Annotated in this window: 23 protein-coding genes and 1 pseudogene; 19 read left to right on the top strand and 5 right to left on the bottom strand. The window is 43.5% G+C overall.

Annotated elements, in window-relative coordinates; translation table 11 throughout:
- Nucleotides 1-9: 9 nt before the first annotated feature.
- From CEG13_RS01905 to CEG13_RS01935, 6 genes and pseudogenes are all read left to right on the top strand, one after another.
- Nucleotides 10-315, top strand: a complete 306-nt coding sequence (locus tag CEG13_RS01905; protein ID WP_100010068.1) for a PTS sugar transporter subunit IIA — start codon at nt 10-12, stop codon at nt 313-315.
- A 13-nt stretch (nt 316-328) separates the two neighbouring features.
- Nucleotides 329-1,717, top strand: coding sequence for a glycoside hydrolase family 1 protein (locus CEG13_RS01910; protein WP_100010069.1), 1,389 nt, complete (start codon nt 329-331; stop codon nt 1,715-1,717).
- Between the two features lie 185 nt (nt 1,718-1,902).
- Entirely contained in the window at nt 1,903-3,849 is a 1,947-nt protein-coding gene (locus CEG13_RS01915) for a BglG family transcription antiterminator (protein ID WP_100010070.1), read from the top strand.
- Nucleotides 3,850-4,368: 519 nt separating this feature from the next.
- Nucleotides 4,369-5,148, top strand: coding sequence for a Cof-type HAD-IIB family hydrolase (locus CEG13_RS01920; RefSeq protein WP_100010071.1), 780 nt, complete (start codon nt 4,369-4,371; stop codon nt 5,146-5,148).
- A gap of 591 nt (nt 5,149-5,739) precedes the next feature.
- On the top strand, nt 5,740-6,741 hold the full coding sequence (locus CEG13_RS01930) for an LLM class flavin-dependent oxidoreductase (protein ID WP_100010073.1): 1,002 nt from the start codon (nt 5,740-5,742) through the stop codon (nt 6,739-6,741).
- Between the two features lie 406 nt (nt 6,742-7,147).
- Nucleotides 7,148-8,360 (top strand): annotated as a pseudogene (locus tag CEG13_RS01935) (threonine synthase).
- 37 nt (nt 8,361-8,397) lie between these two features.
- Here CEG13_RS01935 and CEG13_RS01940 read toward each other — a convergent pair.
- The 4 genes from CEG13_RS01940 to CEG13_RS01955 form a co-directional block, all read right to left on the bottom strand.
- On the bottom strand, nt 8,398-8,817 hold the full coding sequence (locus tag CEG13_RS01940; RefSeq protein ID WP_100010074.1) for a hypothetical protein: 420 nt from the start codon (nt 8,815-8,817) through the stop codon (nt 8,398-8,400).
- A gap of 267 nt (nt 8,818-9,084) precedes the next feature.
- A complete protein-coding gene (locus CEG13_RS01945) occupies nt 9,085-9,456 on the bottom strand; it encodes a hypothetical protein (RefSeq protein WP_100010075.1) in 372 nt (123 codons plus the stop codon).
- 47 nt (nt 9,457-9,503) lie between these two features.
- Nucleotides 9,504-10,166: a hypothetical protein gene (locus tag CEG13_RS01950; RefSeq protein ID WP_100010076.1), complete on the bottom strand. Its 663-nt coding sequence runs from the start codon at nt 10,164-10,166 to the stop codon at nt 9,504-9,506.
- A gap of 209 nt (nt 10,167-10,375) precedes the next feature.
- Complete coding sequence (locus CEG13_RS01955) at nt 10,376-10,780, bottom strand: secondary thiamine-phosphate synthase enzyme YjbQ (RefSeq protein ID WP_100010077.1); 405 nt, start codon at nt 10,778-10,780, stop codon at nt 10,376-10,378.
- Nucleotides 10,781-10,910: 130 nt separating this feature from the next.
- Here CEG13_RS01955 and CEG13_RS01960 point away from each other — a divergent pair, with 130 nt between their 5' ends.
- Complete coding sequence (locus CEG13_RS01960; RefSeq protein WP_100010078.1) at nt 10,911-11,105, top strand: DnaA N-terminal domain-containing protein; 195 nt, start codon at nt 10,911-10,913, stop codon at nt 11,103-11,105.
- Between the two features lie 360 nt (nt 11,106-11,465).
- Here the strand turns inward: CEG13_RS01960 and CEG13_RS19275 are convergent, their stop codons facing one another.
- A complete protein-coding gene (locus tag CEG13_RS19275; RefSeq protein ID WP_338033000.1) occupies nt 11,466-12,035 on the bottom strand; it encodes a C40 family peptidase in 570 nt (189 codons plus the stop codon).
- A gap of 914 nt (nt 12,036-12,949) precedes the next feature.
- Here CEG13_RS19275 and CEG13_RS01975 point away from each other — a divergent pair.
- The 12 genes from CEG13_RS01975 to CEG13_RS02030 all read left to right on the top strand — a co-directional run bounded on the left by CEG13_RS01975 (nt 12,950) and on the right by CEG13_RS02030 (nt 25,274).
- Entirely contained in the window at nt 12,950-13,717 is a 768-nt protein-coding gene (locus CEG13_RS01975; protein WP_100010080.1) for a YveK family protein, read from the top strand.
- The gene (locus tag CEG13_RS01980) at nt 13,692-14,390 is read left to right on the top strand and encodes a CpsD/CapB family tyrosine-protein kinase (protein ID WP_100010081.1); all 699 of its coding nucleotides are present in this window, start codon (nt 13,692-13,694) and stop codon (nt 14,388-14,390) included. The genes CEG13_RS01975 and CEG13_RS01980 overlap by 26 nt, the downstream gene beginning before the upstream one ends.
- 546 nt (nt 14,391-14,936) lie before the next feature.
- Entirely contained in the window at nt 14,937-15,707 is a 771-nt protein-coding gene (locus tag CEG13_RS01985; protein WP_100010082.1) for a tyrosine-protein phosphatase, read from the top strand.
- Between the two features lie 24 nt (nt 15,708-15,731).
- Nucleotides 15,732-16,388 (top strand): response regulator transcription factor, encoded by a 657-nt coding sequence (locus CEG13_RS01990; RefSeq protein ID WP_158234625.1) that lies wholly within the window; start codon nt 15,732-15,734, stop codon nt 16,386-16,388.
- 195 nt (nt 16,389-16,583) lie between these two features.
- A complete protein-coding gene (locus CEG13_RS01995; protein WP_100010084.1) occupies nt 16,584-17,348 on the top strand; it encodes a tyrosine-protein phosphatase in 765 nt (254 codons plus the stop codon).
- A gap of 127 nt (nt 17,349-17,475) precedes the next feature.
- Nucleotides 17,476-19,305: a polysaccharide biosynthesis protein gene (locus tag CEG13_RS02000; RefSeq protein WP_100010085.1), complete on the top strand. Its 1,830-nt coding sequence runs from the start codon at nt 17,476-17,478 to the stop codon at nt 19,303-19,305.
- Between the two features lie 33 nt (nt 19,306-19,338).
- Nucleotides 19,339-20,217 carry a UTP--glucose-1-phosphate uridylyltransferase GalU gene (gene galU / locus CEG13_RS02005; RefSeq protein WP_100010086.1) on the top strand — a complete coding sequence of 293 codons (879 nt, stop codon included), beginning with the start codon at nt 19,339-19,341 and terminating at the stop codon, nt 20,215-20,217.
- Nucleotides 20,218-20,482: 265 nt separating this feature from the next.
- The gene (locus CEG13_RS02010; protein ID WP_100010087.1) at nt 20,483-21,697 is read left to right on the top strand and encodes a DegT/DnrJ/EryC1/StrS family aminotransferase; all 1,215 of its coding nucleotides are present in this window, start codon (nt 20,483-20,485) and stop codon (nt 21,695-21,697) included.
- A 53-nt stretch (nt 21,698-21,750) separates the two neighbouring features.
- Nucleotides 21,751-22,248 carry a GNAT family N-acetyltransferase gene (locus CEG13_RS02015; protein WP_158234626.1) on the top strand — a complete coding sequence of 166 codons (498 nt, stop codon included), beginning with the start codon at nt 21,751-21,753 and terminating at the stop codon, nt 22,246-22,248.
- 48 nt (nt 22,249-22,296) lie between these two features.
- On the top strand, nt 22,297-23,484 hold the full coding sequence (locus CEG13_RS02020; RefSeq protein WP_100010089.1) for an ATP-grasp domain-containing protein: 1,188 nt from the start codon (nt 22,297-22,299) through the stop codon (nt 23,482-23,484).
- 36 nt (nt 23,485-23,520) lie between these two features.
- Nucleotides 23,521-24,132: a sugar transferase gene (locus CEG13_RS02025; RefSeq protein ID WP_100010090.1), complete on the top strand. Its 612-nt coding sequence runs from the start codon at nt 23,521-23,523 to the stop codon at nt 24,130-24,132.
- Between the two features lie 17 nt (nt 24,133-24,149).
- The gene (locus tag CEG13_RS02030) at nt 24,150-25,274 is read left to right on the top strand and encodes a glycosyltransferase family 4 protein (RefSeq protein ID WP_100010091.1); all 1,125 of its coding nucleotides are present in this window, start codon (nt 24,150-24,152) and stop codon (nt 25,272-25,274) included.
- The last annotated feature ends 12 nt before the right edge of the window (nt 25,275-25,286 follow it).

A 25,286-nucleotide genomic window follows, 5' to 3' on the forward strand; every position in this document is an offset into this window, starting at 1 on the left:
AGACATCATATGGATAAACTGACAGAAGCGGCATTTCAAATTATTCTCTTTGCAGGGAACGGTAAATCAAATGCGATGGAAGCAATACAACAGGCAAAAGAAGGCAACTTTGAGGAAGCAGATAAGTTAATCGAGGAAGCAGGGGAAGAATTAGGCAAAGCGCATGGATATCAGACAAATCTGCTTCAGGATGAGGCAAACGGTGAAGGGAATGGTGTGAATATTATTTTGGTCCATTCCCAGGATCACTTAATGACTTCCATGACATTAAGGGATTTGGCTGTTGAAATCATTGAGATTTACCGTAATAAATAAGGGAGGTAGCGATATGTCTTTAAACTATAAATTTCCAGATGGTTTCTGGTGGGGAAGTGCAACTTCAGCTACACAAATAGAAGGTGCAGCGGATGAAGGTGGAAAAGGAAAAAATATTTGGGATTACTGGTATCAAACAGAACCGAACCGCTTCTTTGAAAATGTAGGCCCAGAGACTACATCTAATTTCTACCATCAATATAAAGAAGATATACAATTGATGAAGGAAATTGGACATAACACCTTTCGATTATCTATTTCCTGGTCACGGTTAATACCTGGAGGAAGAGGAGAAGTTAACCCTGAAGCAGTTGCCTTCTATAATAATGTCATCAATGAATTGCTGGCGAATGATATTGAGCCTTTCGTGAATCTTTTCCACTTTGATATGCCATTGGAGCTTCAGGAGAAAGGCGGCTGGGGAAACCGGGACGTTGCCGATGCTTATAGAGATTACGCGAAAGAATGTTTCCGGCTATTCGGTGATCGGGTGAAAAAATGGTTTACGTTTAACGAGCCGATTGTTCCTGTGGAAGGCGGCTATCTTTATGACTTCCATTATCCCAATGTGGTAGATGCTAAACGAGCAGTGCAAGTGGCCTACCATACAATGATTGCTCACGCGAAAGCTGTAGAATCTTTTCGTTCGTTTAATATAGAAGATGGCAAAATCGGAATTATTTTAAACCTGACACCATCCTATCCTCGAAGCAATAACCCTGCTGATTTAAGAGCATCAAATATAGCGGATTTGTTTTTCAACCGGAGCTTCCTGGATCCTGCGGTGCTCGGGGAATATCCTCAAGAGTTAATTGATATTTTGCGGGAGCACGGACAATTGCCTTTCACTAAGGAGAAGGATAAGGATTTATTGAAAGAAAATACCGCCGATCTGCTTGGCGTCAATTACTATCAGCCGCGCAGAGTAAAAGCCAAAGAACATTTGCCGAATCCATACAGTCCATTTATGCCAGACTGGTTCTTTGATAACTACGAAATGCCTGGAAGAAAAATGAATAAATATCGCGGCTGGGAAATATATGAAAAAGGCATTTATGATATCATGATTAACCTGAAGGAAAACTACGGAAACATTGAGTCATTTGTCTCAGAGAACGGAATGGGCGTGCAGAATGAAGAGAGATTTATCGAAAACGGTGAAATTCAGGACGATTATCGAATTGACTTTATTAAAGAGCATTTGAAGTGGCTGCACAAAGCGATAGAAGAAGGCTGTAACGCGAAAGGATATCATTTGTGGGCATTTATGGATAATTGGTCATGGATGAACGCATATAAAAACCGCTATGGATTTTTCTCGGTTGACCTGAAAACGCAAAAAAGGACACCGAAAAAAAGCGCGCACTGGATCAGAACAGTTTCTGGGCATAACGGTTTTTAATTTTCCAGGATGCTTAGAAATACAGCCGAGTGACCAAATAAAAATAAACGGGGTTCTGGTTCTGTAAAGGATCTGACCCCTCACTTACTTTATCACAGGTTAACAGGCAATAATACCTCCACTGAATGAAGTCTCACTTTATAATATAAGCAACATCCCTGCGTTTTGTAAGGAGAAGAAGTGCTATGTTAAACACCCGGATGAAAACGATTATGCGAGAGTTAATGGCAAGTAGGTCCCCTTTAACTGGCAAATACCTTGCGCAATTGAATAAGGTCACAGCCCGTACAATTAGAGAAGATGTGAAAAGTCTAAATAATTTATTGGATGAAAATGGTGCAGTGATTGATTCGGTAATGGGAAAAGGATATCAGTTGGAAATCAAGGATGATCAGCGTTTTCGTAACTATTTGCAGTCCCTTTTTAGGGATGAAACTTCTGTACATTCAGATGTACCTGCACTTCCGAAAGAACGAATTGCTTATCTCATCAAACGCTTATTGCTAAGTGAAGAATATATCAAGCTTGATGATTTAGCGGATGAAATTTATGTGAGTAAATCTACCGTGCAAAATGATTTAAGGCATGTTAGAGAGGCGTTGGCAGTTTATGACATGGAAATGGAATCTCGTCCAGGCTACGGTTTAAAAGTAACAGGAAACGAACTGAAACTCAGATTTTGCATGGCTGAGTATCTGTTCAACCATAAAGAGGAGACGGGAAACGCCTTTCATCAGGGGTATTCCCTTGCTTTTCCGCAAGCAGATTTAGATGCGATTTTAGCCATAATCATGAAGCAAATCGAAGAAGATCATATTACTTTGTCCGATATTGCTATAAATAACTTGCTTATTCATATTGCAATAGCCTACAAACGTATTAAAATAGGGCATCATGTTGATTTCCACCACGAAAATATGAGTAATATTGTCGAGCAAAAAGAATATGAGGTAGCAATAAAAATCGTGAAGGCAGTAGAAAAATGCCTTCAAATAGAATTTCCACAACCAGAAGTCGCTTATATCACCATTCACCTGCTGGGAACAAAAATGCTGTCCCAAACAAGCAACGGAGAAAAAGCAGTAGAACAAGCGCTGGAGGAGGATATTTATCAGCTGGTAATCGGACTTCTTAAAAAGATTGAAGAAGAGTATGAACTTGGTGTTAGCAAAGATAGAGAATTGATCATTGGGCTAGGACTTCATTTAAAACCGGCAATCAACCGCTATCAGTATGGAATGAATGTGAGAAATCCGATGCTTGAGGATATTAAAAAGAACTATCCGCTTGCATTTGAAGCTGGCATATTGGCTGGTGTAGCACTGGAAGAGCAAACAGGTGTAGAATTCAATGAAAACGAAATTGGTTATCTTGCTCTCCATATCGGGGCGGCGATCGAGAGGAAAAAGCTAAAATCAGGGCCGAAAAGATGCTTGATTGTATGTGCTTCCGGCCAAGGCACCTCTCAATTGATCTACTACAAGCTGCAGAACCAATTCAGCAGGGAGATGGAAGTGGTGGGGGCCACAGAATATTATAAACTGGATCAATATAACTTGAATGATATTGATTTTATTGTCAGTTCTATACCCATTGAAGGAGATCTGCCAGTACCGGTGGTAGAAGTAAATGCGATTCTTGGGGAAGATGATTTAACAAGCGTGCGTGAAGTAATTTTAGATGGAGATCAAGATGCGAAGTCACTTTTCCAGGAAAATCTCATGTTTCTTAAGAAAGACTTTAACTCCAAGGAAGAAGCATTGGAATTTATGCATCACCGCCTGCTGGAAAAAGAACTGGTGGATGATACGTTTCTTGAAGCTATTTATGAGAGAGAGGCTGTTGCGGCTACATCGTTTGGAAATCTGGTCGCGATTCCGCACCCGATTACACCAAAGTCAGACAAAACGTTTCTTGCTGTAACCACGTTAAATAAGCCAATTAACTGGAATGATAAGCCAGTACAATTTATTTGCATCATTAGTGTGAAGAAAAACAGTACGGAAGATTTGCAGTCTCTGTATAAGATGCTGGGAAATATCATTGACAATGTCACCATTGTTCAAAAACTGATCAAAGCGAAGACCTATGAAGCGTTTATCAACATTCTGTATAACTCGAGGATCACTTGAAAATTTCGGGCGAGGCAATTGGGATAGGATTAACGACACTTTTTACGTGAAAAGTGTCGTTAATACCTTGTCATAAGGCTATTACGAACAAACTTTCAGTGCTGTAATAAAGTTAGTAACCGAATTGTTTCGGGGTCGGGGTGGGAAGTAAAAAATCCAGAAAGAAAACCACCCCAAAGCGCTCTACCAAAGGCGGGGGTGGCTCCTCAAAAGAGTAGGACAACCTCTCGCTTCGAGCGATAAGGTTACCTTCGAAGACGATGTGTACCACCACATCGTCTTCTTATATTCTAACCTTATTATAGCATATTCATCCGAAATTTCAACTATACGGTTTTAAGAAAATGAAAACCACTAGCCATTCCAGTCAGCCGATACATATTAATGAAAATGAATCAGGAGAATATGATAAACTAGAAAAGAGAGATCAAATGCACGACGATTTACCGAATCAACTACATTCCAATTTCATTGTATGCTTAGCTAACAGATACTAGAAATAGAAAGCGAGGAAACACCATGACAAAAAAACTGATATTTTTCGATATAGACGGAACGCTTTATGATGATGAAAAACAGCTTCCGGCCTCATCAAAAGCCGCGGTCAGGCAATTGCAGGAGGAAGGGCACCATGTCGCTTTTGCGACAGGTCGTTCGCCGTTCACATTTGAAAAACTGCTGGAAGAGTTGGAGATTGATAGCTTTGTCAGTTTCAACGGCCAGTATGTGGTGCATCAGAATGAAGTGATTTATAAAAATGCGCTGGACCCGGATGCTTTGAGGCAGCTGAACGCGGTTGCGGCGAGGAATGAGCATCCACTCGTTTACATGAACCAGCAGCATTGGCGCTCCAACATCGAATATCATGCCCATATTGATGAGGCAGTCCGGTCGCTGAAAGTGGATCAGGAAGTTGAATTTGATCCCAGCTTTCATGAAGGCAAGGAAATCTATCAAACCCTGCTGTTCTGTGAGGGCGACTGGGAGACCTCCTACGCCGAGCAGTTCAACCGGTTCGAATTTATCCGCTGGCACAAATATTCTGTTGATGTTTTGCCGGCCGGTGGGTCGAAAGCCAAGGGGATTGATGAGCTCAGGCAGCACCTGGGTGTTGACCCGGAAAATGTCTATGCATTCGGTGATGGACTGAACGATATTCAAATGCTAAAGAGCGTTGAAAACAGCATCGCCATGGGGAATGCTGCAGATGTGGTGAAGCAAGCAGCGAAGTATGTGACAAAAAACGTGAGTGATAATGGGATTGAGCATGGATTGCAGCTGGTGGGGTTGCTGAAATAGTTTGGTATGAGGGAGCTTCCGGTGTGGGGCTTCCTTTTTTTGTTAGGGAAGCGGCGGTTGGCGGCAGAGAGAGCAGTCAAAGTTTCCGAGAGAATTCTACTGGACAAAACGAGCCGATAGAGTGGGAGAAATGTCCAGTAGAAAGGTTCTACTGGACAAAACGAGCCGATGGAGTGGGAGAAATGTCCAGTAGAGAGGTTCTACTGGACAAGACAAGCCGATAAAGTAGGAGAAATGTCCAATAGAAGGGTTCTACTGGACAAGACAAGCCGATAGAGTAGGAGAAATGTCCAGTAGATGGGTTCTACTGGACAAAAACAGCCATAAGATCGATAGAATGTCCGCAAGAGCGATTCTCAAACACAAAACTAGCAGGGAGAGAGATCTAAATGTTCGCGTGATTGTTTCTCAACGACAAAACAGGCAGAGTGAGCGTTCGAAATGCAATAGAGAACCGAGTGGGGATCCTAATCAAGTAGCAACACATCAGATTACCGCGCTGCCGAGATCTAAGTATATCCCCTGCAATTCCCCATTAAATATGCCATCATAGACATAACACACCACCACATCAAGAAAGGATGAAGCCCCATGAAGCTGAGCGTACTCGACCAATCACCAATTTCCAGAGGATCAAACGCGGAGGAAGCATTGAGCAACACGCTAACCCTCGCCAAGACCACAGAGGAACTGGGCTATACGAGATACTGGATCGCGGAGCATCACAGTACTAATGGCCTGGCGAGCACATCGCCGGAGATCCTCATTGCAAGGATTGCCTCATCAACCAGCAGGATCCGTGTCGGCTCGGGCGGGGTGTTGCTGCCGCAATATAGCCCCTATAAAGTAGCGGAAAATTTCAAGATGCTGGAGGCACTTTTTCCCGGCAGGATCGACCTGGGACTGGGACGCTCCCCCGGCGGTTCGCAGGATACCCGGCTTGCGCTCACAGATAGTGTGAAGAAAAGCATGACCGAATTCCCGCGGCAGCTGATGGATCTGCAGGGATTTTTGCACAATACCTTGCCTAAGGATCACCCTTACCGGATGGTAAAAGCAACACCGCGAACCAAATCCATCCCGCCGATGTGGGTGCTTGGACTCTCGGAAAGGGGAGCGGCCAACGCAGCAAAAACAGGCACTGGATTCACATTTGGTCACTTTATCAACCCGACCAATGGCGTTGCAGCAATGGAAAAATACCGGGAAAAATTCGAGCCGTCGCCAAATTTGGACAAGCCGGAAACCAACGTCTGCGTGTTCATCGTCTGCGCGGAGACCCAGGAGAAGGCGGAAGAGCTCGCTTTGAGCCAGGATAAATGGCTGTTGAACGTCGGAAAAGGCGCGGACACCAAAGTGCCATCCATAGAAGAGGTAAAGAAAAAATCCTTTCGCGCGGAAGAATTGGATGAAATTAAAAAGAATCGCGAGCGCTGCATAATCGGGACACCGGAAAAAGTGAAACAGGAACTGGAGCGGCTTGCGGAGCTGTATCAGACTGATGAGTTTATGGTGATAACGAATATTTATGATTTTGAGGAGAAAGTGAAATCGTATCGGCTGTTGGCTGAGGCGATGGGGTTGGGGAGATAGGTTTGCGTGGTGGTGTGCAGCGGATAGACTTGAGGTCGAGCGAAGATGGAAGCAAATCGCGCGTCCTAACCCAAAAGTCGCGCGAGAATACGGTCGAATCGCGCGTCCCAATCCAAAAGTCGCGCGAGACAGCCATCAAATCGCGCGCCTATCCACCAAAGTCGCGCGAGACAGTCGTCAAATCGCGCGCCCATCCACCAAAGTCGCGCGAGAACGCCGTCAAATCGCGCGCCTATCCACCAAAGTCGCGCGAGACAGTTATCAAATCGCGCACCCCACACCCCAAATCGCGCGACACCCCACTCCCACAGTCCCCAATTGACGCAACCTCCTCCATCCCTTATCCTAATAATAGAGCGAAAATTTCACAACAAACAGAAATCATCACCTACCGAGGAGGAACTACATGACTTACAGCTACATCATCCACCTGGAATGCCCAAAATGTCAAACCACCTACACCGACCAGGAGGAGCAGCACCTTTGCGAGTGCGGGTCGCCACTTCTTGTCCGCTATAATATGGAGGAGGCAGCCAAGACATTCAAAAAAAGAGAATCTCACTAAGCGACCCAGCACACTCTGGCGCTATCACGAGATGCTTCCGCTCCGCCAAAAGGAGCAGCGCATCACACTGGGAGAGGGCATGACCCCGCTGAGCCCCACTCCACAGCTGGGCACGCAGCTCGGCCTCCCGCACCTATACATAAAAGACGAAGGAATCATCCCAACCGGCTCCTTCAAAACACGGGGAGCGAGTGTCGGGATTTCCAAAGCGAAGGAGCTTGGCGTGACAGAGCTGGCCATGCCGACCAATGGCAATGCGGGCGCGGCGTGGGCGCTTTATGCAGCGCGAGCCGGGATCCGTTCGACCATCGTGATGCCACAGGACGCGCCGGAGATCACGCGCAGGGAGGTTGCCATTTCCGGTGCCGACCTGTACCTGGTTGATGGGCTGATCAGCGATGCGGGCAAAATTGTCGGCAAGCTGATTCAGGAGCGCGGCAGCTATGATGCGTCCACACTCAAGGAGCCGTACCGTATCGAGGGGAAGAAAACGATGGGGTATGAAATCCTGGAACAGATGAACTGGCAGGTTCCGGATGTCATTTTATATCCGACAGGTGGGGGTGTCGGCCTGATCGGAATCTACAAAGCGCTGCTGGAAATGAAAGAACTCGGCTGGATCACGGCGGATAAGCTGCCACGGCTTGTCGCGGTACAGGCGGAAGGGTGTGCCCCGATCGTCAAGGCATGGGAAGAAGGGAAGACGGAATCAGCGTTCTGGGAAAATTCCCAGACGGCCGCGTTCGGCATCAATGTGCCCAAAGCGCTGGGTGATTTCCTTGTGCTGGAAGGGTTATATGCAACGGACGGCTGTGCTGTTGCGGTGGAGGAAGAAGCTATTTTCCGCGCCCAAAAAGCAGTCGCCGAACTGGAAGGTAATTTTATCTGTCCAGAGGGAGCGGCCACCGTTGCCGCAGCGGAAAAATTGCGAAACAGCGGCTGGATCGGGGAAGATGAAACAGTGGTATGCCTGAACACCGGCCAGGGAATCAAATACCCGGAAACCGTAACACTGGAAAACCTGCCACTACTGCAGCCAGGAGAAAAAATTTAACGATCAGGGGGCCCTCCTCCTGATCGTTTTTCTTCACTTATAATTCCGGCAACCGACCTTCCTCTTTCGTCTCTTTCACCGATATCGCCGCCGAAAACTTTAGCACCCGGCAATCCTCCAGGTCATCATCACGCAGCAGTCCAAGCTGAACGGCCGCATTAATTTTCTCTGCATCCGGCCTTCTCACCGTTTCAATCAGGTCCGACATATTGAGTGCGGTCAATCGCTGCACCGTTTTTTCCTCATGGAATTTCTCCGACTTGCGGATCTGCCGCTGCAGCTTGTACCCGTTGCCGACAATCTCTCCCTTGGTATCCTGCCCGGCAACATCGTCAAAATAGGCGTGAAACTTTTTCTTCAGCTGGCTCATTTCCGCATCAATTTCTTTCTTCATCGCATGCAACTCATGGTATCGGGCCAGCATTTCCCCGGTAATCTGCGGTGTTTCCTTGCTCATGGTACCCCTCCCCAAAAAGGCTTGTTAGTCCAGTTTATTGTGGGGAGGCGGGAATTATGCTAGCTAGTAGTGGGTTAAGTAGGGTTCTGAGAAGATAGGAAGCTAGTGGAGCACAAAATGATCGAGGCGAACCCGAATGAATAATGAAGGAGAGTCCACCTTAACCGCAATGAATTTCTTGGTCTCTGGTTTCATTCGTTGTAAATGCAAAAGAGCTGTTATGTTTTTCGTGAATGGAGAGATTGCATTGTGCAATACATAGCAGAACTAGTTGATGCCAATGTGATTTTTCACGCGCTGAATTTCAAGTTTTCTATTCCAATTCTCTTCCTTTAAAAGCTTAAGGCCATCCGAAATGTCGTTATTCTCTTCTTTAAGTGAAGCATGCTCTTTTTGATGGGAAATCTGCATTCCATCAAATTCAGCTTTCAGTTTTTCTTGCCCAGCAAGCACAGCAGTAATAATGTCTCTATTCTCTCTTATTCTAACGGAGTTTATATCCAGCTTTTCGTGAATCGATTTAAATTGATTATCTATAGATTCGAATTTCTCGTCTACAGATTTAAACTGTTTACTATGCTCCTCGAGTTGTGCCTTAACCTGCTGCAAGATGTCTAAAATCTGATCCTCTTTTTCCATGGTTTTCTCCTCTCTCGATTTAGCAGACATTTGCCGCGATTAGTAGATTAATTGTTTGTGTCAAACTTCATACGCCTGATGTCCGCTTCATTATTGTTAGTACGTTCCCGAATCATTTCATAGTTGGCTTTCATCACGTTGTTTTCCTCTTTCAGTTCCGCATAATCTTTTTGACGGGAAACCTTCATCTCATCCAATTCATCTTTCAGTGTTTCCTGTCCACTGTGCACGTCAGTAAGCTTTTCGGAGTTCGCTGCCAGCGTTCTGGCGTTCTTATCCAGCTTTTTGCTATTGCCTTCAAATTTAGCTTGAAGCATCTCCTGCCCGTCGAGCAAAGCGGTAAGGAAATCTTTATGTTCTCCAAGCCTGGCGGTGTTCGCGTCCAGCTTTTTAGAGTGCTGGCCTAGAATTTTACTGTGTTCATCATGCTTTCTGGTATTGCTATCCAGTATTATGGAATGCTCATTCAGTTTTTTGCTATGCTCCTCGTGCTTTTTGCTGTGTTCACTCAGTATTTTGGTATGATTGTCCAGTATTATGGAATGCTCATCCAGTTTTTTACTGTGTTCCTCATGCTTTTTGGAGTGTTCATTCAATATTTTGGTATGCTCACCCAGTATCTTACTATGTTCACCCAGTATTTTACCATGCTCATCGAGTTGTGCCTTAACCTGTTGCAATATGTCTAAAATCTGATCCTCTTTCTCCATGAATCTCACCTCCATTTGTTGAACCTATTATAGCACAACTCCCCATCATGCCAAATTTGCATTTTTCCATTTTGTGGTGTCGAAATGGCTGAAATTCGGGGGATACAGGCAAAAATAATATAACCTGCGAGCCTAAAATTAATTTTTCGGTGATCAAAAAGCGCTATTTAATAAAATTAACTTTTTTGCAACGCCTTCCAATCTACACATCACGCCTGCTCCACAATCTTCCCGACATACCGTCGTGCACGTGGCCCGTCAAATTCACAAAAATATACCCCTTGCCAAGTTCCCAGCACCAGCTCACCCTCCTCAATAATGAAGGTCTGTGCATGGCCGACAGTGCTCGTCTTCAGGTGGGCGGCCGTGTTCCCCTCGCCATGCCCGTCTTTCGCGTGAGTCCATGGGAAAATTTCATCCAGCCGCATCAAGAAATCCGTCTTCACATCGGGGTCGGCATTCTCATTGACGGTGATCCCCGCCGTGGTGTGCAGGGAGGAGACCACGAGGATGCCGTCCGTCACCCCTGTCTCTCTTATCCAGGACTCCAGTTCGTCGGTGATATCGGTCATTTCCGAGTGGTTGTTTGTTTTGATTTGAAATGTTTTGTTCATGTTCTTTCCCTCATTTCGGTAAAATTCTACTATATTGATTCCCTTTCTCACGTTAAAAAAACTTTTACCCCTGCTTCCAGTTTCATGATAAAATAAATGTTGAAAAATATGAAAAAGGAGTTGCTTTCCAGTGGAATTTTGGCCGGAAGTGTTGAACAAAATTAGTGAAAAGATATCCAGTGATAGTTTTGATACATGGTTTGTTAATACTGCGATAGACGTGGAAAATGACACCATTACTGTGTACGGGGCTAATGTGTTTGCAAAACCCCCATTTTTCTTTTTTGCACTTGATCCTCCCGCCAAATTTGTCGCCCCCTACTAAAAAATTGAATTTCACCCACATGATGAGAGGATAAAACCACCGTTTCGAGAGAGTCGTTGTGAATGTGGGGCGGGGTTATTATGTTAACTAGAGCGCAACTACCACACGAAATCGCGCGGGGATGGCCTCGAATCGCGCGAGAAACCTCCAAAGTCGCGCGACCTACACCCCAAATCGCGCGTAAAACACCCGGAGTCGCGCGGCCCGCACATCAAATCGCGCGCCATCACCCCCAAATCGAGCGAGAAACACCCCCAAATCGCGCAGTCCGAACTACGTGCCACCCCACCCGACAACTTACAGCAGCCACACCAAAAAACCCCGGCCACAGCCGGGGTTCCCTCAAAACCAAAACCAAAATTAATAAAATCTCTTATAACTATCGAACTTATCGCCCCAGTAGTAACGGTCATTAACACTGGAAATCTGCACGCCGCTGGAACCGGCATGGATGAACTCTCCATTACCAATATAGATTCCCATATGAGAGATACCTGCTTTGTAAGTATTCTCAAAGAACACGAGGTCTCCTGCCTGCGGTGAATTCACGTAGTACGAACGGTTAAAGTAGCCACCTGTGTTTGTGCGGCTGTTGTCCATTCCTGCTTGTTCGTATACATAATGGATAAAGCCACTGCAGTCAAAGCCGCTTGGTGTTGTGCCGCCCCACGCGTATGGTGTGCCTACCATGCTTTTCGCGACACTGATCAGCTTGTCTACATTGTAGTCCACGTCAGCGGAGTTACTGGAGCTGGATGACCCGCTCGAGCTGTTGCTGGAGCCAGAATCCGAGCTGCCGGACGTGCCGTTGATGCTTAGTTTCTGTCCGACCAAAATCAAGTCAGAGCTGAGTCCGTTCCAGCTTTTCAGGCTGGATACACTTACGCCGTATTGGGAGCTGATACCGGACAATGTGTCTCCGGCTTTCACCGTATAGGTGGACCCGCTACTCGAGTTCGAGCTGCTTCCGGACGAACTGGAGCCGCTAGACGAAGATCCACTAGACGACCCACTTGATCCAGACCGAACAGCCAACCTGTCCCCAGGATGAATTAATGAGCTGCTAAGATCGTTCCATGCCATCAAATTACTTAGAGAAATATTGTGTCGTGCCGCGATGCCGCTTAGCGTGTCGCCGCTTTTAACTGTGTATGTAGTAGATGAAGTGTTAGAATTAGAGTTTGAGTTTGAGCTAGAATTAGAATTTGAGCTGGAATTAGAGTTCGATGTTTCAATGACTTGGTTTGGGAAAATCAAGCTTCCCGAAATGCCATTGATGGAGCGCAATTGTGTAACACTCGTGTCATGTGCCCGAGCAATTGACCAAAGCGAATCTCCGCTTTTTATTGTGTAAGACGCTGCTGAGACTTCCTCGGATGCAAAAATTGCTGATGCTATGGCTGCACTTGCAGTGACCGACATGATAATCTTTTTATTGGCCAATTATGTTTCCCCCTGTATAAAATATGATCTTTTCTTTCAATATGTATCAGAAAGTACTATCAGTATATATCCTTTTTTGCCAGCTTGCTAGACTAATTGGCGATTTGTAACGCACTTGTAATATAAAGTAAACATTTGTAAAAAATGGATATTCCTCTCCCGCCATAAAACCCGAATACACCCCAAAATTCCCATCGGCGCAACTCGCCTGAGCCCACTGACAGCAAGCCATCAAGCCGCACCATTACCGTCGATCCGCACCCGCCCCACAGCCCACCCCATTCACCTTTACACAAAAAAATCATTACCTTTTCTGTCAAATGTGTTATAATTTCGGTTATACTGTCGATATAGATTAATAGGGCTTTATTCAGACCAAACATCATGGAGGTACTAATCATATGGAAGAAACGATTTCCCTCAAGGAAATTTTCGAGGTTATAAAGAAGCGCATCGGACTTATTATTGCTTTCGTCATTGGTGCGGCAGTGATTGCGGCAGTCCTTAGCTTTTTTGTACTCACGCCGACTTATGAAAACAGCTCGCAGTTTCTGGTAAACCAGGAGAATACAGGTCAGCAGGGACAGCAATTTACGTCAACAGACATCCGGACTAACGTTGAACTCATTAATACATATAATGTAATTATTACAAGTCCGGTCATTTTGGAAGATGTTGCGACCGAGTTGGATCTTGATATGTCGAGCACCGAACTGGCAAACAAGATCCAGGTGCAGAGCGCGGAGCAGTCACAGGTGGTGACGGTGACGGCAACCGATGAGGATCCGCAGCTGGCGATGGATATTGCAAATACGACGGTGCAGATTTTCCAGGATAAAATTCCGGAGATCATGAGTGTGGACAATGTAACGATATTGTCGGAGGCTGAGCTCAGCGAAAACCCTTCGCCAGTTGCTCCAAATCCGATGTTGAACATCGCGATCGCCATTGTGCTTGGTGGCATGATTGGTGTCGGGCTTGCCTTCCTGCTGTCTTATATGGATAACACGATTAAGACGGAAGAGGATATCGAGAAGCTGTTGGAAGTGCCGGTGCTCGGTGTGATCACCCATATCGAGGATAAAGACATCCGGATGGAACAACCACGGCAGATCCCGAATAAAGCAAGAAGGAGGGACTTTGATGGCGCGCAAAAAGAATCAGTCTAGAACGAGCAAAATGCGGTACCTGATTACCAAATTAAGCCCGAAATCACCAATCTCCGAGCAATACCGGACGATTCGTACGAACCTGCAGTTTTCTGCGGTCGACGATGACCTGCAAACAATGCTGGTAACCTCCGCAGGGCCCGGCGAAGGAAAATCAATGACCACTGCGAATCTGGCAGTCGTTTATGCGCAGCAGGGGATGAGTGTTCTGCTTGTCGATGCAGATATGCGGAAGCCAACGGTTCATTATACATTCCGTCTCGATAATCTAATGGGCTTGAGCAATGTGCTGGTGGGAGACTCCACCTTGGAGGAGGCTATTACGCCAAGTGATGTCGATAATCTCGATCTGATTTCATGCGGGCCAATCCCGCCAAACCCTTCCGAATTGCTATCATCCCGGAAAATGGAGCGAATGATTGAAGAGGCCAAAAACCTGTATGACCTGATCATTTTCGACACACCGCCCGTACTCGCGGTTGCCGACTCGCAAATCCTTTCCAATATGGTGGATGGCTCATTGCTGGTCGTGCGCAGCAAGCACACGGATCAGGAAGCCGCCCAGAAAGCGATTGAGTCGCTGCAGGCGGTGAATGCCAGAGTGCTGGGGACCGTGCTGAATGACCGGGAAAAGAAAGAAGCGAATTATTATTACTATTATGGTGCTAATTAGTGGTGTGAACTCTCTGTCCTTTGGGGCGGGGAGTTTGTTTTTCAGTTGCTGGGAAATTAATTAAACCGGGCGAGTGGCGTTCAAAGTCGGGCGACCGCACCGCTAAAACGGGCGAGTGGCAGTCAAAGTCGGGCTACCACGCCGCCAAATCGGGCGAGTGACCCTCGAAGTCGGGCGACCACCACCTCAATTCGTGCGGCCACCCTTTCAAGTCACGCGGCAGAACGACCAAATCGCGCGGTCCGCACCTCAAATCGCGCGACAACCACCTCAATTCGGGTGACCACCACCTCAATTCGCGCGAACACCCGCCCAAATCGCGTGACCACCCACCACCCCAAATCCCGAATCTGCCAAACCCATTCCCAATTCGACATAATCCGACAAAATACCCAAAAACTAGACATGATAAATGATAAAAAAGACCTAGAAAACCATACAAATTTCTGCTAAGATGAAGAAACTAGCATATTGATCAGCCCTCCTTACATAAAGTAGATGCAGGTCCTTCTGATTAGGAAAATGGGACTGCGTGGAGGGGACAAATTGATTGATATAAACAATCACATACTGCCCGGAATGGATGATGGTGCGGCCACACTTGCAACAACCATGGAGATGGCCAGCCACGCTGCCGACAACGGAATAACGCAGATTGTAGCCACGCCGAGTCACCAGGGCGGCAAATACAGCAATACAAAAACAGATATCCTTGGAGCCTTAAATTATGTACAGAGCAAGCTGACAGACGAGCGAACACCGATAAAAATCCTTCCCGGCCAGGTTACGCGAATCTATGGAGATCTGCTGGGAGACCTAAAAAAAGGCGAGATTCTGCCGCTGAATGAGACGAGTCACTATGTGCTGTTGGAGCTGCCGGAGAACCATGTGCCGCAGTATACCATTCAGCTCCTATTCGACATGCAAATAGCAGGGTACATGCCGATACTGGTACATCCGGAGCGGAACCTGGAACTAAGGGAAAGACCAAACCTGCTCCACCGCCTAATAATGAATGGTGCGCTCGCGCAATTGAAGGCAACCAGTCTCACAGGTGGGGCCGGAAAAAGCACCAAGCGGATCGCCCAGCAAATGCTCGAGGCCAATCTCGTGCACTTTATTGCTTCAGAAGCCCGGAATGCCCAGCAAATATCCGCTCTCCCAGAAGCGTATGAAGAGGTCCGCAAACAATACGGGGCCCAGCTACTCAACCAACTGATGGAGAACGCCAATGCAGCAACCTTTGGGCATTACGTAGAAAAAGAGATACCAGCGCGCATTCCTGCCAGGAAACAGTGGAAGCTATTCAACAGGTAATCTCTATACAAGGCGGGGATGAACATGGAAAGTATATGTTATCTAACAAAAGCGCCACCTGCGGAATCCGTTCTGGAGACCCTGGCGCAGGAGCCTGATCTGAAAATGCTCGGGGTCATCTATTACACAGACACGGCACCCATCATGGTAGAAATACTGAAGCCGGATGTCCTGGTGTTCGACACAGAAGATATCACACCAAAAAAAACTCACCAGCTCATCAGCCAAGTAAAGCAAAGGCTACAGGAAACAAAAATCATTGCCCTAATTGCCGTAAGCGTCCGGAAGACTACCTTTCCTTTGATGGAAGCGGGAGCAGACAGCCTGCTGTTAAAGACCAGGGATCTGGCACATCGTCTGCTTTCCACTGTTCAAACAATCCGGGACGGTGGCTATATAATGCCACCACAGACGAAGACGTGCTTCATCAAATTGCTGATTCTATGGAAAAGCGTCTCTCTCGACACTTTCCACGAGCGCCTGCATCAGGAAGGAATCCACCTTTCCAAGCGGGAGGCAGAAATCGCCTACCTGATGAAACAGGGCTTGAAAAACAGGGACATTGCCTTCAAGCTTCGTTCCTATGAGCCGACAATCAAGGTGCATGTCAGTCATATTTACAAAAAAACTGGCATAAAAGGGAGAAGCACGCTGGTGTCTTATTTGAATGAAATACAATAACTAAACAAAATATTACATTTTCGTAAATTATGTGGCATAAATGTAGAAATCTGCTAGAATAGAGTATATGACTATTGACCTAGCAAATCAGAATAGCAATCCTTGTCATTGAATAAATCGACAAATGTTGCTATAATAGATAGATAAAATTTCAACAATTTGAACAAAAAGCACAAAACTAGGAAGTGACACTTGATGATAGATATTCATAGTCATATATTGCCAGGTGTGGATGACGGCGCACAGACCGAGGAAGACAGTCTTGCAATGGCGAGACAGGCCGTCGAGCAGGGCATACATACCATCATTGCCACACCGCACCACAAGAACGGCAACTATGAGAATGAGCGGGATACAATTATCACGCATGTCGGGATTCTAAACGACCTGTTCGCCAAGGAAGACATTCCGCTCGAGGTGCTGCCGGGGCAGGAATTACGGATTAACGGCCAGATAATCGAGGATATCGGACGCGGAGAAATTCTCGCGCTAAACAAAACAAAATATCTGTTTGTCGAATTTCCGTCTACCAGCGTGCCGCGTTATGCGACACAAATGCTATTCGACATTCAGGTGGCAGGCTACACGCCCGTGATTGTCCACCCGGAGCGGAACAGGCAATTGCTCGAGCATCCCGGCCAATTATACGAGTTTGTGCGGAACGGAGCCTTAACCCAGTTAACCGCAGGCAGTGTAATCGGCAAATTCGGGAAAAACATTCAAAAATTCACCCACCAACTAATCGAAGCCAATCAGACACATTTCATCGCATCAGACGCACACAATATCACCAACCGCGGATTCTACCTGGACGAGGCGTTTCAGGAAGTGAAGAACAGCTTTGGCAACGAGTATTATTATCTGCTGCTGGAAAACAGCCAGCTGCTCGTGGATAACATGAACGTGAATAAGATGGAACCAGAGATGATCCGAAAGAAAAAGTTTCTCGGGTTGTTTTAGATTGCAGGGAACATCCCGCTTAACTTGGGAACCGCAATCCGACAAAATCCGACAAAACTGATCTGTTCATACAGACACAACAGTAATCACCCAATTACCCCATCACCAAAGAAAGGAGGCACCCTTTGTGACATACAAAAAAAGGTTGACGCTGCTCATATTACTCGACTCCGTCATCGTCAGCACCGCCATCTTTATCGCCTCATGGATCGTTTATCCATATACGAATGTATCTGAGCTTGACGGAATCATCATCAGCGCCGTGGCCTTATTAGCCTTTCATCATATATTCGCAGCGATTTACAAGCTGTACAACAAAGTTTGGTCTTATGCCAGTGTCGGCGAATTAATGGCGATCGTACAGGCGGTCACCTTTTCAGTTGCGGCTGCAGGGATTGTGCAATTCCTCGCCAACGACTTTGCCATCTACCGCAGAGCACTCCTTGTAACATGGCTATTACATATTATAGGTATCGGCGGTTCGCGTTTCATCTGGCGCATTTACCGCGATCGCTACATAAAAAATACCACCAATCAAAAGCGTACGCTGATTGTAGGCGCTGGTTCAGCAGGCGCGATGATTGTCCGCCAGCTGAAAAATGAACACAATCAGGCGGAACTCTTACCCGTAGCATTTGTCGATGATGACTTCTCCAAACAAAAGATGCAAATATACAACCTGCCTGTAGCAGGAATGGTAAAAGACATTGAAAAAGTTGCCGAGGAATTGGAAATCGAGCATATCGTCATTGCGATTCCTTCACTAAGGAATGGTGCATTGGAAAAGATCGTCAATGAATGCAACAAGACAAGCGCCAGGGTGCAAATGATCCCGAAAATCGAGGATCTGATGACAGGAAAGGTCTCTGTCAGCAGTCTGAAAAACGTGGAAGTGGAAGATCTTCTTGGCCGGGATCCGGTCGAGCTGGATATCAACTCCATTTCCGAATATGTCACCGGAAGCACGGTCATGGTGACAGGAGCAGGCGGTTCGATTGGTTCCGAGTTATGCCGGCAGCTGATGCGTTTCAGTCCAGAAAAAATCATCCTCGTCGGTCACGGTGAATTCAGCATTTATACCATTGATATGGAATTGAAACAAAAATACGGCGACACCGAAACGGAAATCCTACCAGTTATCGGTGACGTACAAGACCGTGACCGCATATTCGACATAGTTGACGAGCATCAGCCTGCAATTATTTATCACGCAGCAGCACATAAACATGTGCCATTAATGGAATACAATCCGCACGAAGCGGTAAAAAACAATATCATCGGTACCAGAAATGTCGCAGAAGCAGCCGATACATTTGGTGTGAGCAAATTTGTGCTCGTCTCAACAGATAAAGCAGTGAATCCAACGAATGTCATGGGTGCGACCAAGCGGATTGCAGAAATGGTTATCCAGGACTTGTCAACCCGCAGCAAGACGAAATTTGTCGCTGTTCGGTTCGGCAATGTCCTTGGAAGCCGCGGCAGTGTCATTCCGCTGTTTAAGAAACAGATTGAAAACGGCGGCCCGGTAACGGTTACCGATCCGGAAATGACCCGTTACTTCATGACGATTCCGGAAGCATCACGGCTGGTGATTCAAGCAGGCACACTCGCAAACGGCGGGGAAATCTTTGTCCTGGATATGGGTGAGCCTGTGAAAATTGTGGATCTGGCGAGAAACCTGATTAAGCTGTCCGGTTATACGGAGGATGAGATTCCGATTGAGTTCTCTGGCAAGCGGCCAGGAGAGAAGATGTTTGAAGAACTTCTTAGTGATAAAGAGGTCCACCCTGGTGAGGTTTATGAAAAGATTTATGTTGGCCGGACTGTAGAAGTGGATGCGTCCGTGCTCATTGGATTAATTAATGAATTTGAAAGCTATCAGACAGATGAATTGAAAGATGAATTGATGAAAATTGTTTATACGGAGCGGACGTTGTTGGCGGTTCAAAGTTCTTAATCCGCTGATGCAGGTAAAATGGAGGGTGAGAAAATGAAAACAGTAAAAAAAGCAATTATTCCAGCAGCAGGACTAGGCACTAGGTTCTTACCGGCAACAAAAGCAATGCCTAAAGAAATGCTTCCAATTGTAGATAAGCCAACAATTCAATATATTATTGAAGAAGCGATTGAATCGGGCATTGAAGATATTATTATTGTTACTGGAAAAGGGAAGCGTGCGATTGAAGATCATTTCGATCATAACTTTGAACTAGAAGACAATCTGATGAAAAAAGAAAAGTTTGAAATGCTTGAAAAGGTAAATCATGCGTCAAATGTAGATTTGCACTACATAAGACAGAAAGACCCGAAAGGTTTGGGCCATGCGGTATGGTGTGCAAGGAAATTCATTGGTGACGAGCCGTTTGCGGTGCTTCTTGGTGATGATATTGTACAGGCAGAAACACCAGGGTTAAGACAGTTAATTCAGCAATATGAAGAAACGCAAAGCTCTGTCGTTGGTGTGCAAAAAGTTCCTGGAAATGAAACTCATCGGTACGGAATTGTCGACCCTAGCACGGTAGAGGGCAGACGGTATCAAGTACATGACTTTGTGGAAAAACCAAAACAGGGCACAGCTCCTTCCAATTTAGCTATTATGGGTAGGTATGTGCTTACTCCGGAAATATTCGGCTTTCTTGATAAGCAAAAAATCGGTGCTGGAGGCGAGATTCAGCTTACAGATGCGATTCAAATGCTGAATGAGATCCAGTCGGTGTATGCATATGATTTTGAAGGAAAGCGATATGATGTTGGAGAGAAGTTAGGTTTTGTGAAAACAACGATTGATCTGGCTTTGGAGAATGAAGAGATTCGGGATGAATTGTTTGCTTATTTGAAAGAGAGGACTGAGAGTGGGTTAAGGGTTTAGCGCCTTATTGGTTAAAAGGGAGGATACCTCTTTGGGGTGTTTTGCCCTTTTAAGTGTTCCTTAGGGGTTGGAAGTTTGGTAAATGGAATTACTTTCTGAATAGACCTTTTGTATTTTATACCCACATTTTGAGGCAATTAAACATAATAAAGAGAAATGAGTTTAGTAGATTAGTAGTTGATTGGAAGGGGTATTCCAATTAAGTCCTAACAAACTAAACAACAATTAATTCTTAAACTAAGATTTAAAAAGCGAGGAAAATAAAATGATTGACACCGAGTTAAGAAATATACCATTCTCTCCACCGGATATCACGGAGGCTGAGATTGAAGAAGTTATAAAATCTATGAAATCTGGTTGGATTACAACTGGACCTAGAACTAAAAAGTTTGAGAAAAGAATTGCTGAATATGTAGGTGTAAATAAAGCAGTCTGCTTAAATTCCGCAACAGCTTCTATGGAACTAACACTTCGTGTTTTAGGCGTAGGACCTGGAGACGAGGTCATTACCTCTGCCTATACTTATACTGCCTCTGCCTCAGTTATAGACCATGTTGGAGCTAAAATTGTACTTGTCGATACGGCCCCTGATTCCTTTGAAATGGACTATTCCAAACTGACTGAAGCAATTACAGAAAAGACGAAAGCTATAATTCCTGTAGATATTGCAGGTAAGATGTGTGATTACGACACGATATATGAAATAGTAGAAAGCAAGAAAGAGTTATTTAACCCAAAAAACGATCTTCAGCGTAAAATCAATAGAGTTACTATAATGTCGGATGCTGCTCATGCGTTTGGTGCTGAAAGAAAAGGATTGAAGTGCGGGCAAGTGTCTGATTTTACTTGCTTTTCTTTTCATGCAGTAAAGAACCTTACAACTGCTGAAGGAGGCGCAGTAGTATGGCGTAATGATCTTGGTTTAGATGATGAATGGATATATAATCAGTATATGCTACATAGCCTTCATGGCCAATCTAAAGATGCATTTGCTAAAACACAAAAAGGTTCATGGGAATATGATATTGTTTATCCTGCTTATAAATGTAATATGACAGATATTACGGCAAGTATTGGTTTAATCCAAATGGATCGCTATAATGTTTTATTAAATAGACGTAAAGAAATTATTGGAATGTATAATGAAGGCTTATCGTCTTCGAATGTGCAAGTGTTGCAACATTATGGAGAAAACTATTGTTCTTCAGGCCATCTCTATTTATTAAGAATACCAGAAATTAGTGAAGAAAAACGAAATGAAATTATTATTAAAATGGCTGAAGCAGGTGTTGCGTGTAATGTACACTACAAACCATTACCTATGTTTACTGCTTATAAGAATTTAGGATTTGATGTAAAAAACTTTCCAAATGCATACAAGCAGTATGTTAATGAAATCACACTCCCACTTCATACCTCATTGAGTGATGGTGATGTGTATTATATAATTTCTAAACTAAAAATAAATTTATCTATATAATTATCATAAAGCTTTTGGTCAAAAGTATAATGGGGTTGGAGGGACGGACTCAAATGAATTTGTCTTTTGAAAAAGTCTTTAAAAATGAAGATGAAAAATTAAAAGAGATATATGAAATAATAAGGGCGAGCGGAGAGCATATGTTAAAACACCAGGGACTAGCTCATTGGAAAACTCCTTATCCAATAAAATCAATTAAAAAAAATTGTGAAGAAAAAAATGTTTTTCTAGTAAAAGACCTAGATACAAATTTGTATGTACACACGTTCCAACTAGAGTTCAAATGTAGTATGAAAAATAATAATGAAGAACATGAGGCAGTTCTTAATAAATTTGCAACAATTCCACAAGCTGCCGGTAAAGGTATAGGAAAAAAGAGTTTGATTTATATTGAAGATTATTGCCGTAATAATGGTGCATCGATAATAAATCTAGATGTTTATGATCAGAGTAAGCATGCTATTCAATTCTATAAAAAAAGAGGTTTTGTTGTTACCTCTTCTAAACCAACAAGAAATTTCACAGTATATATAATGGAAAAACAGCTATAACCCCTTTTTTTAAGTGTGATAGTCGGTAATAGAAAAGAGCTGATTATATTGAAGAAAATTCTAATAATTGGAGCAGGCTTTTTACAATCTTTCATGATAAGTAAAGCTCAGAAAATGGGCTATTATACAATTGCTATAGATAAAAATCCAAACTCCATAGGATTTAAGTACGCTAACGAGTATGGCGTGGTTGACATTGTTGATGAGAATGCTTGTTTACAATATGCACTTTCAAAAGATATAGATGGTGTAATAACTGGAGCGACAGATTACGGGGTACTTTCTGCAGCATATGTAGCACAACAGATGAACCTACCGGGTCTTGATTACGAAGTAGCTAAGGTTATAAAAAATAAATATTTAGTTCGACGTACTTTATATGAAAATAAAGTTGATGATATATCTCAGTACTTTGAAGTTAATAATTTAGACATGCTTAACGAGGTTCGAGATAATATAAAATTTCCTGTTATTGTAAAACCTTGTGATGGTTCTGGCAGTAAGGCGACCAAGAGAGTGGATACATTTCAAGAGTTAATAAGTGCTTGCAAGGAAGCAATAGATTCATCTTTAATAGGTAAAGCTTTAATAGAAGATTTTATTAAAGGGAAAGAATATGGAGTAGAATCTTTCATTTATAATGGAGAAGTCTATGTACTTGGTATTATGGGTAAACATATGACTAGTCCACCTGATTACGCAGAGCTAGGACATTGCCTGCCTAGCTATTTACCAATTGAAGAGCAGGTTAAAGAGGTAGTGAATAAGGCTATAAAATCGCTAGGGATTAATTATGGCGCAGTTAATATGGACGTGTTAGTTACTGAAGATAACCGTATATGTATTGTAGATATAGGCGCTAGAATGGGTGGTAATTTAATAGGGTCACATATCATACCAATGAGTACAAATACTGATTATATGGGAATTATTATTCAAACTGCTACAGGAGGTCCATTAGAGTTAACAACTCAAAACGAAAAAATAAATGTTGTTACTAGATTATTGGCTTTGTCCCCTGGAATAGTTAATGTTTTGCCGGATTTTGCTAAAATTAAAAAGGATTGTCAGGTAGAGTTATATCATCAACTGAAAGTTGGAAATGAGATTAGAGAATACCATAATAATCTCGATGGTTGTGGATATATAGTATCTGTTTCTACTGATATGCAGAAGGCAGTGAATAAGGCTGAAAAAGCTAAGATATTGATCGATGAAGGAATTATTAGAGCTTGATAATAGTAATGATTAAACCTGTCTAGGGGTGAAACAATGTACAGTAGATTTTTAAAGCGTATTATTGATATTTTAATTTGTATTATTTTACTACCGATCCTTATATTGTTATACGCTACATTTGGTTTACTAATAAAACTTGAAGACGGGGGTCCGGTTCTTTATAAGGCTGATCGTATTGGTAGGGATAGCAAGTCATTTAAGATGTATAAATTTCGATCAATGAAAGTCAATGCCCCAACCTTGCTTAACGCAGATGGAAGTACTTATAATGCACAAGACGATCCAAGAGTAACAAAAGCAGGGAAATTTTTGAGGGAAACTAGTATGGATGAAACACCTCAAATACTTAATGTGCTTAAGGGCGATATGAGCATAATAGGCCCGCGCGCGAGCTTATCAAGTGTGATTGATTCCTATAAAAGTGATGAAATAGATAAAATGAAGGTAAGACCAGGGATTACAGGTTATTCACAAGCTTATTTTAGAAATGGATTATCTAATAGAAAAAAAAGACTCACAGATGCATGGTATGCAAACAATGTAAGTTTTAAATTAGATGTAAAAATATTTTTTAAAACTTTTATCACTGTTCTTAAAAAGGATGATATTTATACAAATAACATCAAAAATAAAGAAATAAAATAATGGAGTTGTAATAATAAATGAATGTAGCAATTTCAGCGATACGTACCAAAGATACTAGGATAAATAGATACGAGTTAGTAACAAGTATACAAAAAATGGGTCACAAAGTTATATATTTAGGACAAGAATCAGATGGTGAATTACACGCTGATTATAATAAACTAGACGTAAAATTCCTACCTATTCCCTTAGGTAGAACTAATACGAATCCGATACGTGAAATATTTTCGGTTAGCAAGACTAGAAGGATTTTGAAGCAAAATGACATTGGGACTATAATAGTTTACGGTATAAGAACTTTTCCTGCTATGGTTCTTGCAGCAAAGCTAGCGGGTGTTAAAAGGGTAATATGTATTGTTAATGGTTCTGGAAGGTTGTTTCAGTTACCTGGTATAAAAGGATTTTTGGTTAAAGCTATCTCTTATCCCATGTTAGGATTAGCGTTTTTATTAAGTACTAGAATATTGTTTCAGAATCAAGATGATATGGAAATGATTGGTAAGAAGAAGTTATTGTGGAAAAACAATTATGGTATTACCAATGGTTCTGGAGTGAACTTAGAAGAATTTAGACAAAAAAGATTAGAAGAAAGTCCTGTGTTTATGATGATAAGTAGATTGACAGGAAGCAAAGGTGTAAATGAGTATCTTGAAGCTATAGAGATGGTTAAAGAAAAACATCCCGAGTCCATTTTTTATTTAATTGGTCCTATGGATGATGATTCAACTATGGATCAAATTTTGTTGCAAAGGTTAGTAGATGAAGGTACTTTGAAATTAATAGGTAAAGTAGATGACGTTAGATTGTATCTACAAAAATCTAGGATTTTTGTCCTCCCTTCATATTACCCAGAGGGGGTGCCAAGATCAATTCTTGAAGCACTGGCTATGGGGAGGCCAGTAATCACTACCACTACTCCAGGTTGCAAAGAAACAGTAATAGATGGAGTGAATGGATTTTTGGTTCCACCAAGGGATTCCAAAAAGTTAGCTGAAAGAATGATATGGATGGTTGAAAATAAAGACAAAGTTGATAATATGGGGCAGCAAAGTCGTATATTATGCGAAGAAAAGTTTGATGTTAATCATATAAATCAAATAATTCTTAGAAATATAGAATCTAATGATCAACAAGCAATGTAGTAGAATCGAATT

The organism is Lentibacillus sediminis (assembly GCF_002763455.1).
Classification (GTDB): Bacteria; Bacillota; Bacilli; order Bacillales; family Amphibacillaceae; genus Lentibacillus_D; species Lentibacillus_D sediminis_A.